Origin of the sequence: Agrobacterium sp. S7/73, from assembly GCF_019355535.1 — a bacterium.
GTDB lineage: Bacteria > Pseudomonadota > Alphaproteobacteria > Rhizobiales > Rhizobiaceae > Agrobacterium > Agrobacterium tumefaciens.
Genome location: NZ_CP072136.1, coordinates 1,512,924 through 1,526,827, shown reverse-complemented (window position 1 = coordinate 1,526,827; position 13,904 = coordinate 1,512,924). Strand labels below are relative to the sequence as shown.

The following is a 13,904-nucleotide window of genomic DNA, read 5'->3' as shown; positions in this document are numbered from 1 at the left end:
AAAGATCGCGCGGGCTCAGGTCATGACGCGAAAAACGCGCCGGGTTCAAGAGCCCCCTCTGTCCTTGTCGCCTGAGATTGTTATCCCTTCGGCGAGCCGTCCTTATGAAAGGTGGCTTCTCTCCAGAGTTCCGTCGTCACCGGTGGTCCTTTTGCCTGAGAGTTTCCGGGGCGGTTGCTCCTTCGGCACCGCAATGAAGCGGTTTCTCCCAACGATGATGCGAGGCTCATTATCTTCGAAGCCCGGTCATTGGCAAGGACGAAATGACGCATCTGAACAGATTTTTGCTCCATCTGCGCCATCGCTGACTAGATACACGGCGAGTTCCTTGTGTGAGGCGTGCCGTCAGTCTGATTTTTTCTCCGGCAGACCCTTGCGCTTTGTGGACGCCAGTTCATCAAGTTCCTTTTCTGTCATGGACTTCTCCATGCTTTTTGAAGCACCTTGTAAACTGGATTTCTTGACTTCACCGCGTTTGGCGGCCAGCGCCGCACCTGCGGCTTTCTGCTGGGCTTTCGATTTGGCTGGCATGTCGGTACTCCTTCCGAAACGATCCGTATTGGAAAGGAAATGCCGCCCTGTATCGATTGTTCCTTTGAGCGGTTGGGCCTGCGGCAAATTTCCCCTTTGAAATCGGAAAGAAAGAGGGGTATCGCCAGAAGATGGACGCAAATCGAAAACGACCGCTGACAAGGGTGGAGAAAATGCTTCGCATTTTCTGTGCGCTTTTGATGTTGTCGCTTGGTTTTGCCCACAAGCCCGCGCTCGCCGCGGCACCTGCCGTTCTTCTGGATGAGAGTTACCGGCTGCCGGACGGCACCTTTGCCGAAATCTGCCTAGGCCACAGCGGCGGGGTAAATGCCTCGCACCCCAATGACGGCCCCGCCCATTCAAGCGATGCGATCCTGTTTTGCGAGGCCTGCCTGCTGGCCTCGTCCATTCTCTTGCCGGTGCCCGATGCGGCCGGCTGGCTGAGGACGGAATTCGCCTGGCTCGACAATCGCCTGACCGCGGAATGGGGCTTTCACTCGGTCCAGACGATCCGCAAACCGTCCGCACGCGGCCCACCAACCCTGTCCGCCTGATCTCTTCGTTTCACAGGATCATCGCCGCCGGGTGGCGGCACGGAGCAGCTGCCCGGGCCAATGGCGCCGCAGTCGCAAGGACAAACAAATGAAAACCACCAAGATCATCACCTGCACCCTGTTCGTCGCCTCCGTCTCGACGGCGCAGGCCTTCGCCCATACGACCTTCGTTGACGGTTCGGCCGAACAGGAAAGCACCATCGTTGCCGCACTTCAGGTGCCGCATGGCTGCGATGGCGGACTTGCCACCACAGAAGTGCAGATCAAGCTGCCGGAAGGCTTCATCACTGCCAAGCCGCAGCCCAAGGCCGGTTGGGACCTTGAGGTCATCAAGGGCGACTATCAGAAAGCCTACAAGAACCACGGGAAGGACATCAAAAGCGGTGCGGTCGAAATCCGCTGGAAGGGCGGCAATCTGCCGGATGAATTCTATGACACCTTTGCCGTTCAGGGAAAAATCTCCGGCATAGAGGCCGGGCAGGACCTTCCCTTCAAGGTAACGCAGCTTTGCGGCGACAAAGGCAAGGTTTCCTGGGACGAGGTGGCGGCCGCAGGCGTCGATCCGCATTCGTTGAAAAGCCCGGCGCCGACCATCCGCGTTACCGCAAAAGCCCATGCCGGCGGGCATGACCATTCCGCTATGGCCATGGATATGGATATGGATATGGACGTGGTGAAGGCTGGCAGTCTCGAGCTCTCGGCTGGCGCGACAAAGGCCATGCTGCCCGGTCAGCCCGTGGGCGGCGGTTATGTGACGATCAAGAATACCGGTTCCAGCGACGACAAGCTGATCGGCGTCGAATCCTCCGCCGCCGGCCGCGCGGAAATTCACGAAATGGCCATGGTCAACGACGTCATGAAAATGCGCAAGCTGGATGACGGCATCGTCATTCCCGCCGGTGAGACAGTGGAACTGAAGCCCGGCGGCCTGCACATGATGTTCTTCAACGTGAAGAAGCCGTTTGCCGAAGGCGACAAGGTGCCGGTGACGCTGATCTTTGAAAAGGCTGGCAAGGTCGAGATTGTGCTTTCCGCAGGCTCGGCCAAGGGTGGTGACGACAAGAACGCTCACCAGCACAACTGACGCAAAAAAGAGGCTGCCGGAACGCAATACTCATCCGGCAGCCTCAGCTTGTTCGACCAATATTATTTTGTAACAGTCAGCTTGGCCTGCATACCCGCTTCGTAGTGACCTTTTATGTTGCATAAGAGGAGATATGTGCCGGGCGTAAGCTTTGCCTTGAGCTGACCATCGCCGCCGGGCTTCAGGTCGGCCACTTCGCCAAGACTTTTAAGCTGTTTTTCATCGACACGGTGTTTCGCGGTATTGAGCGGTATTTTTTCGTCTGCAGACTTCAGCTTGACGAGCACCATTTCGTGCTGCTCGCTCATGGCATCGTTATGCACATGAAACACGGCTTCACCGGCTTTGACCGTCGTCTGGTCCATAACGAGTGTCATTGGTCCGCCACCTTCACCGCCTTCGGTGACCTTGATGGTCGTGGCCGCGAAAGCCGGCGCCGAAACAAGGAGCGCGATCGTGGTGGCTGTGACGTGACGAGCAATAGAAATCATGATCTTCCTCCAGTTGGTACCGAAGGACTAAAATTTGAATCTGACAACAACCTGAACGGGCGAAATGCGCACTAAAAAACTTATAAATCGATTTAATAAGTATGGATATCAAATTGATATTATAAGTTTTTATTGGATTGGTTTTCCTCGTAGGCCTGCACGGCCTGATCGAGTGTTGTCTGGGGGGCGTTGCGATGGCTGGCGCTTGTCAGGAAATAGAGGGTCAAGGCCGGCGGCTTGATGGCGGTGAGCAAGGCTCTCAACTGGAAATCGTCTCCCTGTTCGGCCTTGCGCGCCAATTCGTGAATGGCTTCCTCAACCTCGCTTCTGCGCGATACACGCTGCGACGGCTTCACGGCCTCCAGTGCGTAGGCCGCAGTGTTTGCAGAAACGGAAAGAACCTGTGTCATCCAACCTCCGGCCATCCTTCGCCGACCTGTAAAACCGCAGATTAGCAGCTGCGTCTTGTTGGAAGCCTAAATCGCGGACGTGCAATTTAATCGAGTTTTAATCGAAAAAAGGTCGGGACGAGGGGGTTTCACCACCCGTGGCTATGTTCTAGAAAACGTCTTCAACAGACCCGTCGGGTATTTCTCCGGAGACATTCCCCAAATGCTGAATATCGCTCTTGTCGCAGCAGGCGGCGCAATCGGTTCGGTTTTCCGCTATCTCGTCGGTCTGTTGAGTGTGCGCCTTGTGGGTATGACTTTCCCTTGGGGAACGCTGGCGGTGAATGTGGTCGGATCCTTTCTCATCGGTTTCCTGGTTGAGCTTGTTGCAAGGCGGCTGAACGCGTCCATGGAGATGCGTCTGTTTCTGGTCACCGGCGTTCTCGGTGGCTTCACCACCTTTTCGTCCTTCTCGCTGGATGCGGTAGCGCTTTTCGAACGTGGCGCGCTCGGCCTTTCAGCGGTTTACATCACGGCAAGCCTGGTGGTTTCCATCGCGGCGGTTTTCGCCGGGCTGGCCTTGGGCCGCAGTTTGTTCTAAAGGCTTGCTCCAAACGGTGCGCCGGATAACAGGGCGCGCGATCAAGACAGAGAGACTGGAAATTTCATGGCAGGTATCGAGCATATCAAGGTCGAGGCCGACGAGGCCGGTATGCGCCTCGATCGCTGGTTCAAGATTCACTATCCGGGTCTGGGGTTCGGGCAGCTGCAAAAGCTTCTGCGCTCCGGACAGGTGCGTGTGGACGGCGGCCGGGTGAAGACGGACGCACGGGTGCAGCCGGGGCAGATGGTGCGTGTGCCGCCTGTTGATTCCGACCTCAAGGTCAAAAGCGGACCAATCGGATCCAGGGACCTCAAACATTCGGCAGACGGCGAACTTCTGGCGCGCATGCTGCTGCATGAGGACGACAAGGTTCTGGTGTTCAATAAGCCGGCCGGCATTGCCGTGCAGGGCGGCTCGGGCGTCAACCGTCACATCGACGGGCTTCTGGAAGCGTGGACCAGCCCGAAGGGCGAAAAGCCGCGTCTGGTGCACCGTCTGGACCGTGACACGTCGGGCGTGCTGGTGGTGGCCCGCACCCGAGGTGCTGCACAGAAGCTGACGGCCGCTTTCCGCGAGCGCGATACCAAGAAGACCTATTGGGCGCTGGTTCGCGGCGTGCCGCGCAAGCATCAGGACAAGATTTCCACCTGGCTGGTCAAGGAGCAGACCCCCGACGGCGACCGCATGCGCATTGCCAAGCACGGCGAGGAGGGGGCAGATCACGCCATTTCCTATTACCGTGTCATCGATACCGCCGCGCAGAACCTCGCCTGGCTGGAAATGGAGCCCTATACCGGCCGTACCCACCAGCTGCGCGTTCACGCACTGCATATGGGGCACCCGATCATCGGCGATCCGAAATATTACATCGATGATCCGAACTGGGATTTTCCGGGCGGCGTCCAGAAGCGTCTGCACCTGCATGCACGCCATATCGACATTCCGCACCCGAATGGCGGCCGGCTTCGCGTCAGCGCGCCTTTGCCACCGCATATGGTACAGACTTGGAACCTGCTCGGCCTCGACGTGGCCGATGGCGACAGGGAAGGCTGATATCAGATGAAACTCGTTCTTTTCGATTGTGACGGCACGCTGGTCGACAGCGCCGGCCTTATCCATGCCGTCATGGTCGATACCTTCGCCGATTTCGGAAAGCCACGGCCTGATATTGCACAGACCAAGGCAATTATCGGCCTGACGCTCGACATCGCCATCGCCCGCATGCTCGGTAAGGCGCATGTGGATGACGAGGCGCGCGCGATGACTGAGCGCTATCGGGAAATCTATCACCCGATCCGCGCCCGACCTGGCATGATCGAGCCGCTGTTCGACGGTATCGCGCCCTTGATCGACACGCTCGCCAGACGGGATGAGGTGCTGATCGGCGCGGTCACCGGCAAGGGCCGTCGCGGGTTGACCCATATTCTCGAAACGCATGGTTTTGCCGAGCATTTCATCGTGTCGCGCACGGCGGATGATTGCCCTTCCAAGCCGCATCCGGCCATGGTGATGGAATGTTGCCATGAAACCGGCATGGTTCCGGCCGACACTGTCGTCATCGGCGATGCTATCTATGACATGCAGATGGCAAAGGCCGCCGGCGCAAAGGCCATCGGCGTTGCCTGGGGCTACGCCTCGGTCGATGATCTCTGGAAGGCAGGCGCAGACGCCGTCGTCAGCCATCCGAGCGAAATTCCGGCCCATGTTCCCGCCGATATTCTTGAATGATCCTTTCTATTCGACTGATGAGGACGTGCCATGCGTGATCTCCTGAACGACCTTTCGGAAGGCCTCAGCCACCCCGATCCGATCCTTCGCGCCCAAATCCAGATGCAGCGGCCCCTGCCGAAACGTTTCTATAAGGACGTTACCGTTGCTGACGTGGAAGACGGCGGCTTCACCATCCATCTCGATGGCAAACCTTTGCGAACGCCCGCCAAGAAGCCGCTTGTCTTGCCAACGAAGGCGCTTGCGGACCTGCTTCGCGATGAATGGGATGCGCAGAAAGAAGTGGTGAACCCGGTCGTCATGCCGGTCTCGCGGCATGTGAACACCGCCATCGACGGCATCGCCAGCGACACCCAGGCGGTTTTCGAGGACATACTGCGCTTTTCCTCTTCCGATCTCCTGTGCTACCGCGCAGGTCAACCGGAAGCGCTTGTGGCGCGGCAGGCGGACCATTGGGATCCGGTGATCGACTGGGCGGCCAATGTTCTCGGCGCACGCTTCATTCTCGTCGAAGGTGTCATGCATCGCGATCAGCCTCGGGAAGCTGTTGCAGCCTTTGCCGTGACGCTCAAAAAATACGATACGCCGATCGCGCTTGCCGCCCTGCACACCATGACGTCGCTGACCGGCTCCGCCATTCTGGCGCTGGCACTGGCGGAAGGGCAGCTGACGCTGGAGGAAACCTGGGCGCTGGCCCATCTTGACGAGGACTGGACCGCCGAACATTGGGGCGAGGACGAGGAGGCGCTGGAGCGCCGCGCCACCAGGCTCATCGACATGCGTGCAGCACTCAACGTTCTGGAGGCGTTGAAGAGCGCGCCTTAACGCTTTTCTAACCCTGATGACCGAATATGCGGTTACCTCACGTTAGGGGAGCCGCAGATCATGAACACTCGATTGAAACGCCTTGGCATTGTTGTGCTGGCGTGTTTCACGCTCATGTCTTTCAGGCTGGAACCGGAGGCGACCAATGCCGACCGGCTGCTTTATGATGTGCGCGGCGCCTTTGTAGCGGCACGGCCGGATGTAGCGCCGGCATTGATGCAATCCATTCATGCGCAACTACAGAATGCCATCAAAACGACGGCACGCGGCGAAATCAGACCGCGCGTTGTGCTGACCATTCGCCTCGCATCCGTCACCCGCGGCCCCTTCCTGTTTGGAGAACGGGCATCGGCCCGTGTCATCGTTCGTGCGGCCGCCGTGGCGACGGGCGAGGTGATCGCCGAGGCCAAATTCACAGCCACCGTCGTCAGCTTCGACAATCAGTCGATCGAGCAGGATCTCGCTTACGGCGTCGCGGAGCGCGTGATCCGCGAGTTCCGGCTGAGCCGACCCGGACCGACAACGCTGGCGACGGCGTTGTTTCCGTGAACAAGTATGGTTTCCAGATAGAGTTTAAACTGGTTTCACAAGAAGGCCGGTGGCCATGGACTGGAAAGCCTCGACAGCCTTCGGCAGCACCTTCACGGGATCGTCACTGGCGGCGATCCATAGCGCAGCATTAAGTGCAGCGCCGCTTAGAAGCCGGGCAGCAGCTTCCGCATCGACTGACTTGATGATCCCCTGTTCGATGAGGCTCTGAACCGTTTGCTTGGTCGCCTGCAGACAACTGCTCTGGCTAGGCCACTGCGACGGATCACCCAACACCGCAGGCCCGTCGAGCAGAACGATACGTTGTACTTCCGGATCAAGCGCCATTTCGATATAGGCGGCGCCCTCGGCGAGTAAACCTTGCCAATTGTCCTCGGCCAATGCCCCGATCTCGTGAGCGCGAGACGCCATTTCAGAATCGATCTGATCGACCACCGCCGCCAGCAGCCCACGCTTATCTCCGAAATTGTGATAAAGCGCCCCACGCGTCAGACCAACCTCGGCAGTCAACTCGTCCATTGATGCGGAAGAGTATCCCTTTTCGGCGAAAATCTTTCGTGCAGCCGCGATCAGTTTTACGCGATTTTCCTCCATCGTTTCCGCGCGTCGTTTCGCCATACTCTCCTCAATTTTACATACGTGACGTATACGGGTTGACATACGGCACGTATGCCACCAAATTCAAATACGCACCGTATATCAAATAAGGCGTTGTGTGAAGCGCTCGAAGCGTAACGTTCCGCCCAGAGAATGCACTTGATTACAAAGAAGAGAGATTTAAAAATGGCGAAGCGCGAAGCAATCTATCCCGCAAACAGACATGCTCTTTACGAGGAGCACGGCTATTCGGCGGCTATCCGATCCGGTGACCTTCTGTTCGTTTCCGGGCAGGTGGGCAGCCGTTCCGATGGAACGCCAGAACCCGATTTTGAACGTCAGGTACAATTGGCTTTCGAAAATCTCAAAGCCACGCTGCATGCAGCGGGCTGTACATTTGATGATATTGTCGACGTGACGACATTCCATACGGACCCCGAAAAACAGTTCGGAACCATCATGGCCGTCAAGCAGCAGATTTTCAGCACGAAGCCTTACCCGAACTGGACTGCAATAGGCGTGAACTGGCTCGCGGGCTTCGATTTCGAGATTAAGGTCATCGCCCGCATTCCTTTGGATGCATAAATCTCCGAAAGCCATGCGAAGACGGCGTACTGAAAACGCCGTCACGTCGCTGTTCTAGATGTCGGACGAATCCAAACCGCGCAGGTTAAGCTTCCCCTTTCGCAGCCTTAGCCAAGTCGCTCGGCATGCCATTTCAGATGGTCATCCATGAAGCTGGAGATGAAATAATAGGAGTGGTCGTAACGCTCGTGCATGCGCAGCGTCAGGCCGATATCGGTTCCTTTGATCGCCTCTTCGAACAGCCAGGGACGCAGGCCTTTATCGAGGAAACTGTCGGCCTTGCCCTGGTCGATCAGGAATTCCGGAAAACGGGCGCCGTCTTCGACCAGCGAGCAGGCGTCGTATTGCCGCCATGCGGCACGATCCGTTCCGAGATACTTTTCCAGCGCCGGTTCGGACCAGTCGGCAGAGGAGGGGGCGACGATTGGGGCGAAGGCGGAGCAGCTCTTGAAGCGGTCTGGGTTCTTAAGCGCAATCGTCATGGCGCCATGGCCGCCCATCGAATGGCCGAAAATGCCCTGACGGCTCATATCCGCGCGGAAATGCTGGCCAATGAAGGCTGGCAGCTCTTCCGTCACGTAGCTGTACATATGGTAGTGCTCCGACCAAGGTTCCTGCGTGGCGTCGAGATAAAAGCCCGCGCCCTTGCCCATTTGCCAGTTGGTCACTTCATCAGGCACATCGTTGCCACGCGGGCTGGTATCCGGGCAGACGATGATCAGCCCGAGTTCGGACGCCATGCGGCGATATTCGCCTTTTTCCATGACATTGGCGTGGGTGCAGGTGAGGCCGGAAAGATACCACAGAACCGGGCACGGCTCGCTGATCGCCTTCGGCGGCACATAGACTGCAAAGGTCATCTCGCATTTCAGGGTTTCGGATGGGTGCGAAAATACGCCCTGCATGCCGCCAAAGGCCGTATTTTGCGAGATGATATTCATGAAGCCATTCCTTTATGAAGAGTTTTTTTCGGTTCAGCCCGCAAGCGCGACCGCAGCATTGACCGCCGCTGCTACCAGAACCGTGTTGAAGAAGAAGGAGACGATGGAGTGCAACAGCGTGACCTTGCGCATCGGTGTCGTGGTTACAGCAACATCCGAGGTCTGCGCCGTCATGCCGATGACAACAGCGAAATAGAGGAAGTCGTAACCGCAGGGTTCCTTCGTTGCCGGGAAATCCATGCCGCCGCGATGCTTGCGCTTGCCATCAACGGTTTCCGGACGCCAGTAAAGATGGGCGTAGTGCAAGGCGGTCATGGTGTGGATTGTCAACCACCCGAAAATCACGGAGCCGAAGGCGAGCAGCAGCGTCCAGACGGTTTCGCCGGAATGGTTGAGTGCCTGGAAAAGTGAAACGACGGCGACGGTGGCAGCGATCAGCGTAATGGCGATGATGGCCATTGCCGGCAGGTCATCACTATCGGCATGCGCTTTCAGGTGCTGGGCCGTTAATTTCGGAAGCCGAAAGGCCACCAGCCCGAGATAGGTCAGGAAAAACAGAATGGCTGCAATTTCGATGGCGAGCGGCCGTGCGAATGCCAGCGCCAAGCCAAGGCCGAAGGCGCCAACAAAAAGAGCGACGAAGAAAGGCTTATGGCGGCTGTAGGTGTTGCTCTGCGGATTGGCCGGGGTCATGGGCTGCGCCTTCGTGTTTACGCGGTCATTTTTTGACACGGCGGCAGAAACGGTCAAGCGTCTCCAGAAAAGCAGACCGGTCGCGCGGCGAGAAAGCCGCGTTATATCCTTTGCTCTCACCGGTTTCGCGCAGGTGTGCGCCAAGGTCGCGCATCGCAGTTGCCATGCCGATGTTGGTTTGGTCGAAAACGCGGCCGGTCGGTCCCGTCACCAGCGCGCCCCTGGCAACGCAACGCCCGGCGAGCGGCACATCGGCGGTAATGACGATATCGTTTTCGCCCGCACGCTCCGCAATCCAGTCATCCGCCGCATCGAAGCCGGCCGATACGATCACGTTTTTCACCATCGGATCGCGCGACGGGCGCAAACCGGAATTGGCAACGAAAGTCACCTCCAGCCCATGCCGTTCCGCCACCTTGAGAATCTCGGGTTTCACGGGGCAGGCGTCGGCATCGACATAGATTTGCGGCGGCTGCGACATGGGCACTCTTCGAGGATCATTTATGCATCGCTTTTAAGGGCAAACGCTGCGATTACCAAGCCCGCCATCTGTGAAAATATGGCGACAGGCAGGGTAAGGAATACGCTTGCGACCTTCACACAAGTCCAGTATGTTCACTTTATGTTCCTGATGTGAGGTATTCCCGATGCTGGAAGAATTCATCGTGCAGGCCAAGTCCGCCACTTATGTGGGCGGCGGCAACAAATCCTCGATACCCACCCGCATCGGCTCACACGACCTAGGTTTTCAAAGCGGCGACTGACACTATATCGATAGCTATTTCGGCGGAACCGACTTCATCGGTCAGGAGGTCGTCTGGCATCAGGGAATTCCACTTTGGGCCATGAATTATTACGGCCGCATCGTTCGCCCTGAGCTGATCGACGGCACGGTGGCGGGCAGGGTGATCCAGCGATCGCTTTCCACGCTATACAGGGAAGGGCGCTTCCTCGGCGGCTTCACCCACGAGGTCGAAGACATGATCTATGTCGATACCAATGAGGGCGAATTCCGGACTTTTACCGGCGTGGAGCGCATATATCGGGACAGCGTTGAGGTGTACCGGCTCGACTACCACGGCGGCGTGATAAAGCCGTAGCTGCGCCGCGAGTAAGATCAAACAGGGACGATGGAGATCCATCGCCCCTTTTATCGATTTCAAATCAGCCGGGCTGCTTCGTCTTGCGCAGGTATGGAAGAACTGTGTCATAGGAGCCGAAACGGGCAATCGCATCCTCGTTGGAGACGGCGGCGGTGATAATGACGTCTTCGCCCTGTTTCCAGTTTGCCGGTGTCGCCACCTGATGTTTAGAAGTCAGCTGGATGGAATCGATCGCGCGAAGAATTTCGTCGAAGTTGCGCCCGGTGGTCATCGGGTAGGTGAGGACCAGCTTGATCTTCTTGTCGGGACCGACAACGAAGACGGAGCGCACGGTGGCGTTGTCGGCCGGCGTGCGGCCTTCGGAACTGTCGCCCGCGCCCGCCGGCAGCATGTCATAGAGCTTCGCGACTTTCAGGTCCTTGTCGCCGATCAGCGGATAATCGACATTAAAGCCGGTCGCGGTGCGGATGTCGTTTTTCCATTTCTCATGGCTTTCGACCGGATCGACCGAAATGCCGATGATCTTGACGCCGCGCTTTTCGAATTCCGGCTGCAGGCCGCCCATCGCGCCGAGTTCCGTGGTGCAGACCGGCGTGAAATTCTTCGGATGCGAAAACAGGACCGCCCAGCCGTCGCCGATCCATTCGTGAAAGCTCACCGGACCGTGTGTGGTCTCGGCGGTGAAATCGGGTGCGATGTCGTTTATACGCAGGCTCATCTGATGGTTTCTCCCTAATGATTTAAATCGAAATCCTGAAGGTTTTGGCAATCCGTGTCCGGCGCAGGAGCTTAGAGTTTTTGCGTGAAATGGCCAGCCCTTTCCACGGCAAACGGCACGCTAATGACCTGTCATTGAAACGTACAAGGATTGTTTTCGTTCTGGCAAACGCCTATTCTGACGCGCTGCCTTTTCCGGCCGGTGCAAAAAGCTGATGCTCGACCACAATGAGCCAATAGTCTCCAAACAGACGCGATGGGGAACAGCAATGACGATCACGATTACCGCTTTTGAACGCTCGCCCGATGGCGGCAAGGGTCTGGCCCGCGACATGCGCGTCCGCTGGGCGCTGGAGGAAGCTGGACTGTCTTACGATGTTCGCCTTCTCTCCTTCAAGGCGATGCGGGAACCTGCGCATCTGGCACTTCAGCCGTTTGGACAAATCCCGACCTATGAGGAGGGCGACCTCGTACTGTTCGAATCCGGCGCGATCATTTTCCACATCGCGGAGCGCAATGCCGGCCTATTGCCGCGGGATGTGAATGCGCGGGCACGGGCGATAACCTGGATGTTCGCCGCGCTCAACACGGTGGAGCCGCCAATCGTTGACCGCTCGATTGCCCGGTTTCTGGAGGGCGACAAGAGCTGGTACGAAGAGCGCTTAGCGATGATCGATAAAAATATCAGCAAGCGGCTCGGCGAACTCTCCCGCTGCCTCGGTGACGACGACTGGCTCGACGGTGCGTTCAGCGCTGGAGATCTGTTGATGATATCGGTGCTGCAAAGGATAAAAAGCTCAGGCATCCTCGACGAATATCCAAACCTTTCAGCATATGTGGCTCGCGGTGAGGCACGTCCGGCCTATCAACGCGCCTTTGCCGACCAGCTTGCCGTCTTCAAGGCCGCTTCGACCGGCTGAACGTCGGTGAATAGCGAGGGCCTTAAGGTAAGAACAAACTACACGGTCTGTACAGGATTGCCCGCCCTCAAAGGCTCCCGCAGCCGTTTCGGTGATTGTTGTGCCTCTATCGGCGCCGGTTCTACTTCTTGATTGAAATTGAAATCTGCGATAGTGCTAATATTGAGGTACGTACCTCAAACTTAGAAGCAGCTCAAATGCGGACAGAGAAGAACAATCGATATGTCAGCAATATCCAGGCGTTTTCGTCTGGTGAAGCTGATGGGAACAACGGGGCAACGTCACAAGGGTGAGGATGATGACGGCGTTTGAACTTGATCCGGAATTTGCAATAACAGATGAGCCATCGCTTCGAGGATTGTTCGAGGCGACCCACGCGCTGGCGATATTGAAGTGTCAGGACACCATTGGCGAGCATGCGCGGGAATTTATCAGACGCTCTCCGTTCCTGTGCATAGGAACGCAGAATCTGGCGGGAAGTGCTGACGTAAGCCCTCGTGGCGACCCTGCGGGGTTCGTCAAGATTCTTGATGAACGCACACTCGCGATACCGGATCGGCCGGGTAACAATCGTCTGGATACGTTGACCAATATCATTGCCAATCCAAGCGTCGGGCTATTGTTTGTCATACCGGGATTTGACGACACGTTGCGTGTGAACGGGCAGGCAAAGCTCGCAACCGACCCGGAACTTCTGAGATGCATGAGTATCAATGATCGTGCGCCCAAACTCGCGATTGTCGTCAGGGTGAGTGAGGTTTTCATGCATTGCGCCAAGGCGTTTCGGCGGTCTCATTTGTGGAGCCCGGATCATTTTCAGGATCGCTCCGAGATGCCGTCGCTCATCAAAATCATCCTTGACGAAACGACGGGGGCGCCCAGCAACAAGGATGAGATGCGGAAATTGGATGACGATCTGGAAAAGGACTACCAGAGAACACTTTATTAGCTATTTTCGAGGGGAGGCGGTGCGGCTCCTGTTGTCTGCAGCAGCCCTGAAAGGGATCATGCGCCGAAGCGTTGGATCTTTGCGGACGAAATGGTGCCACAGCGCTGCCGCCACATGAAGAACGACGATAACTGCGGCAAGATAGGCCAGAGTGGCGTGAACCTCAGTCCAGAAAGCCTCGGCTTGGTCGGAGATCGCCATGGGTAGTCCTGGCATGACGACAAGATCGAAGACATAACTGGGGATCTGCAGAGGAGACGTCGACGCGACGGCCCAACCGGCAAGGGGAACGGCAAGAGTAAGGAACAGCAGTGCGGCGTGAGCCGCCCGTGCGGCCAACCTCGAAGCCATCCCTTCACCATCCAGAGCCCGCGGTTTCCTGCTGAAAACCGACCAGATGAAGCGGGGGGCGGCGAGGGCCAGAACCAGAAACCCAATCGACTTGTGATACTGAAAAAGATTGAACTGAAGCACCGGATCGATGTCGCGGCTCATAAAATATCCCAGCGCAAGCTGCGCGAGGAATAGGAGCGCGATTGTCCAATGGAAAACGATCGCCACCAAACCAAAGGAGGCGGACGTGTTTCGCCATCTCCTTACGCCTCTCGTCGCTCTATCGGAATGACCCTTGAGATATTGCATCG

The 13,904-nt window shown here is 57.3% G+C and carries 19 protein-coding genes, 1 pseudogene and 1 riboswitch; of the genes and pseudogenes, 11 read left to right on the top strand and 9 right to left on the bottom strand.

The window, feature by feature from the left end; translation table 11 throughout:
• Positions 1-133: 133 nt before the first annotated feature.
• Positions 134-221, bottom strand: a riboswitch (glycine riboswitch).
• Between the two features lie 124 nt (positions 222-345).
• Positions 346-531, bottom strand: coding sequence for a DUF3008 family protein (locus J5276_RS07565; RefSeq protein ID WP_003496099.1), 186 nt, complete (start codon positions 529-531; stop codon positions 346-348).
• Positions 532-704: 173 nt separating this feature from the next.
• Between J5276_RS07565 and J5276_RS07560 the strand changes: the two genes are divergently transcribed.
• Together J5276_RS07560 and J5276_RS07555 are read left to right on the top strand one after the other, a co-directional pair.
• Positions 705-1,085, top strand: coding sequence for a hypothetical protein (locus J5276_RS07560; RefSeq protein WP_081308534.1), 381 nt, complete (start codon positions 705-707; stop codon positions 1,083-1,085).
• Between the two features lie 88 nt (positions 1,086-1,173).
• Positions 1,174-2,169, top strand: coding sequence for a copper chaperone PCu(A)C (locus J5276_RS07555; RefSeq protein WP_112155089.1), 996 nt, complete (start codon positions 1,174-1,176; stop codon positions 2,167-2,169).
• Between the two features lie 62 nt (positions 2,170-2,231).
• Here J5276_RS07555 and J5276_RS07550 read toward each other — a convergent pair whose 3' ends face one another.
• A complete protein-coding gene (locus J5276_RS07550) occupies positions 2,232-2,660 on the bottom strand; it encodes a plastocyanin/azurin family copper-binding protein (protein WP_003512955.1) in 429 nt (142 codons plus the stop codon).
• A 119-nt stretch (positions 2,661-2,779) separates the two neighbouring features.
• Positions 2,780-3,070 (bottom strand): hypothetical protein, encoded by a 291-nt coding sequence (locus J5276_RS07545; RefSeq protein WP_065658277.1) that lies wholly within the window; start codon positions 3,068-3,070, stop codon positions 2,780-2,782.
• A gap of 202 nt (positions 3,071-3,272) precedes the next feature.
• Here J5276_RS07545 and crcB point away from each other — a divergent pair, with 202 nt between their 5' ends.
• The 5 genes from crcB (at position 3,273) to J5276_RS07520 (ending at position 6,755) form a co-directional block, all read left to right on the top strand.
• Positions 3,273-3,650: a fluoride efflux transporter CrcB gene (gene crcB, locus J5276_RS07540; protein WP_013636055.1), complete on the top strand. Its 378-nt coding sequence runs from the start codon at positions 3,273-3,275 to the stop codon at positions 3,648-3,650.
• A gap of 66 nt (positions 3,651-3,716) precedes the next feature.
• On the top strand, positions 3,717-4,706 hold the full coding sequence (locus tag J5276_RS07535; RefSeq protein ID WP_003512960.1) for an RluA family pseudouridine synthase: 990 nt from the start codon (positions 3,717-3,719) through the stop codon (positions 4,704-4,706).
• A 6-nt stretch (positions 4,707-4,712) separates the two neighbouring features.
• Positions 4,713-5,381 (top strand): HAD family hydrolase, encoded by a 669-nt coding sequence (locus J5276_RS07530; protein ID WP_003512962.1) that lies wholly within the window; start codon positions 4,713-4,715, stop codon positions 5,379-5,381.
• 30 nt (positions 5,382-5,411) lie between these two features.
• On the top strand, positions 5,412-6,206 hold the full coding sequence (locus J5276_RS07525) for an ATP12 family chaperone protein (protein ID WP_112155088.1): 795 nt from the start codon (positions 5,412-5,414) through the stop codon (positions 6,204-6,206).
• A 60-nt stretch (positions 6,207-6,266) separates the two neighbouring features.
• Positions 6,267-6,755, top strand: a complete 489-nt coding sequence (locus J5276_RS07520) for a hypothetical protein (RefSeq protein WP_013636057.1) — start codon at positions 6,267-6,269, stop codon at positions 6,753-6,755.
• Positions 6,756-6,779: 24 nt separating this feature from the next.
• Here the strand turns inward: J5276_RS07520 and J5276_RS07515 are convergent, their stop codons facing one another.
• Positions 6,780-7,373, bottom strand: a complete 594-nt coding sequence (locus tag J5276_RS07515) for a TetR/AcrR family transcriptional regulator (RefSeq protein ID WP_112155087.1) — start codon at positions 7,371-7,373, stop codon at positions 6,780-6,782.
• A 165-nt stretch (positions 7,374-7,538) separates the two neighbouring features.
• On the opposite strand from J5276_RS07515, the gene J5276_RS07510 reads away from it, so the two are divergent.
• Entirely contained in the window at positions 7,539-7,937 is a 399-nt protein-coding gene (locus J5276_RS07510) for a RidA family protein (RefSeq protein WP_112155086.1), read from the top strand.
• Between the two features lie 107 nt (positions 7,938-8,044).
• Here J5276_RS07510 and fghA read toward each other — a convergent pair whose 3' ends face one another.
• Genes fghA through J5276_RS07495 form a run of 3 tightly spaced genes read right to left on the bottom strand, consistent with a single transcriptional unit; the run spans position 8,045 to position 10,052 of the window.
• The gene (fghA, locus tag J5276_RS07505) at positions 8,045-8,878 is read right to left on the bottom strand and encodes an S-formylglutathione hydrolase (RefSeq protein WP_025593396.1); all 834 of its coding nucleotides are present in this window, start codon (positions 8,876-8,878) and stop codon (positions 8,045-8,047) included.
• 33 nt (positions 8,879-8,911) lie between these two features.
• Complete coding sequence (locus J5276_RS07500; RefSeq protein WP_013636061.1) at positions 8,912-9,571, bottom strand: DUF1345 domain-containing protein; 660 nt, start codon at positions 9,569-9,571, stop codon at positions 8,912-8,914.
• Positions 9,572-9,596: 25 nt separating this feature from the next.
• Positions 9,597-10,052 (bottom strand): YaiI/YqxD family protein, encoded by a 456-nt coding sequence (locus tag J5276_RS07495; RefSeq protein WP_111789239.1) that lies wholly within the window; start codon positions 10,050-10,052, stop codon positions 9,597-9,599.
• Between the two features lie 166 nt (positions 10,053-10,218).
• Here J5276_RS07495 and J5276_RS07490 point away from each other — a divergent pair.
• A pseudogene (locus tag J5276_RS07490) lies at positions 10,219-10,671 on the top strand (DUF5680 domain-containing protein).
• A 64-nt stretch (positions 10,672-10,735) separates the two neighbouring features.
• On the opposite strand, the gene J5276_RS07485 reads toward J5276_RS07490, so the two are convergent.
• Positions 10,736-11,392 carry a peroxiredoxin gene (locus J5276_RS07485; RefSeq protein ID WP_003512980.1) on the bottom strand — a complete coding sequence of 219 codons (657 nt, stop codon included), beginning with the start codon at positions 11,390-11,392 and terminating at the stop codon, positions 10,736-10,738.
• 268 nt (positions 11,393-11,660) lie between these two features.
• Between J5276_RS07485 and J5276_RS07480 the strand changes: the two genes are divergently transcribed.
• The gene (locus tag J5276_RS07480; protein WP_013636065.1) at positions 11,661-12,311 is read left to right on the top strand and encodes a glutathione S-transferase family protein; all 651 of its coding nucleotides are present in this window, start codon (positions 11,661-11,663) and stop codon (positions 12,309-12,311) included.
• A gap of 298 nt (positions 12,312-12,609) precedes the next feature.
• Positions 12,610-13,260: a pyridoxamine 5'-phosphate oxidase family protein gene (locus J5276_RS07475; protein ID WP_025593402.1), complete on the top strand. Its 651-nt coding sequence runs from the start codon at positions 12,610-12,612 to the stop codon at positions 13,258-13,260.
• Here J5276_RS07475 and J5276_RS07470 read toward each other — a convergent pair whose 3' ends face one another.
• Positions 13,261-13,902 (bottom strand): cytochrome b, encoded by a 642-nt coding sequence (locus J5276_RS07470; protein WP_111789237.1) that lies wholly within the window; start codon positions 13,900-13,902, stop codon positions 13,261-13,263.
• Positions 13,903-13,904: the final 2 nt, after the last annotated feature.

Coding starts and splice junctions, on each gene's coding strand:
- J5276_RS07565 (WP_003496099.1), bottom strand. CDS start 531: ATGCCAGCCAAATCGAAAGCCCAGCAGAAAGCCGCAGGTGCGGCGCTG.
- J5276_RS07560 (WP_081308534.1), top strand. CDS start 705: ATGCTTCGCATTTTCTGTGCGCTTTTGATGTTGTCGCTTGGTTTTGCC.
- J5276_RS07555 (WP_112155089.1), top strand. CDS start 1,174: ATGAAAACCACCAAGATCATCACCTGCACCCTGTTCGTCGCCTCCGTC.
- J5276_RS07550 (WP_003512955.1), bottom strand. CDS start 2,660: ATGATTTCTATTGCTCGTCACGTCACAGCCACCACGATCGCGCTCCTT.
- J5276_RS07545 (WP_065658277.1), bottom strand. CDS start 3,070: ATGACACAGGTTCTTTCCGTTTCTGCAAACACTGCGGCCTACGCACTG.
- crcB (WP_013636055.1), top strand. CDS start 3,273: ATGCTGAATATCGCTCTTGTCGCAGCAGGCGGCGCAATCGGTTCGGTT.
- J5276_RS07535 (WP_003512960.1), top strand. CDS start 3,717: ATGGCAGGTATCGAGCATATCAAGGTCGAGGCCGACGAGGCCGGTATG.
- J5276_RS07530 (WP_003512962.1), top strand. CDS start 4,713: ATGAAACTCGTTCTTTTCGATTGTGACGGCACGCTGGTCGACAGCGCC.
- J5276_RS07525 (WP_112155088.1), top strand. CDS start 5,412: ATGCGTGATCTCCTGAACGACCTTTCGGAAGGCCTCAGCCACCCCGAT.
- J5276_RS07520 (WP_013636057.1), top strand. CDS start 6,267: ATGAACACTCGATTGAAACGCCTTGGCATTGTTGTGCTGGCGTGTTTC.
- J5276_RS07515 (WP_112155087.1), bottom strand. CDS start 7,373: ATGGCGAAACGACGCGCGGAAACGATGGAGGAAAATCGCGTAAAACTG.
- J5276_RS07510 (WP_112155086.1), top strand. CDS start 7,539: ATGGCGAAGCGCGAAGCAATCTATCCCGCAAACAGACATGCTCTTTAC.
- fghA (WP_025593396.1), bottom strand. CDS start 8,878: ATGAATATCATCTCGCAAAATACGGCCTTTGGCGGCATGCAGGGCGTA.
- J5276_RS07500 (WP_013636061.1), bottom strand. CDS start 9,571: ATGACCCCGGCCAATCCGCAGAGCAACACCTACAGCCGCCATAAGCCT.
- J5276_RS07495 (WP_111789239.1), bottom strand. CDS start 10,052: ATGTCGCAGCCGCCGCAAATCTATGTCGATGCCGACGCCTGCCCCGTG.
- J5276_RS07485 (WP_003512980.1), bottom strand. CDS start 11,392: ATGAGCCTGCGTATAAACGACATCGCACCCGATTTCACCGCCGAGACC.
- J5276_RS07480 (WP_013636065.1), top strand. CDS start 11,661: ATGACGATCACGATTACCGCTTTTGAACGCTCGCCCGATGGCGGCAAG.
- J5276_RS07475 (WP_025593402.1), top strand. CDS start 12,610: ATGACGGCGTTTGAACTTGATCCGGAATTTGCAATAACAGATGAGCCA.
- J5276_RS07470 (WP_111789237.1), bottom strand. CDS start 13,902: ATGCAATATCTCAAGGGTCATTCCGATAGAGCGACGAGAGGCGTAAGG.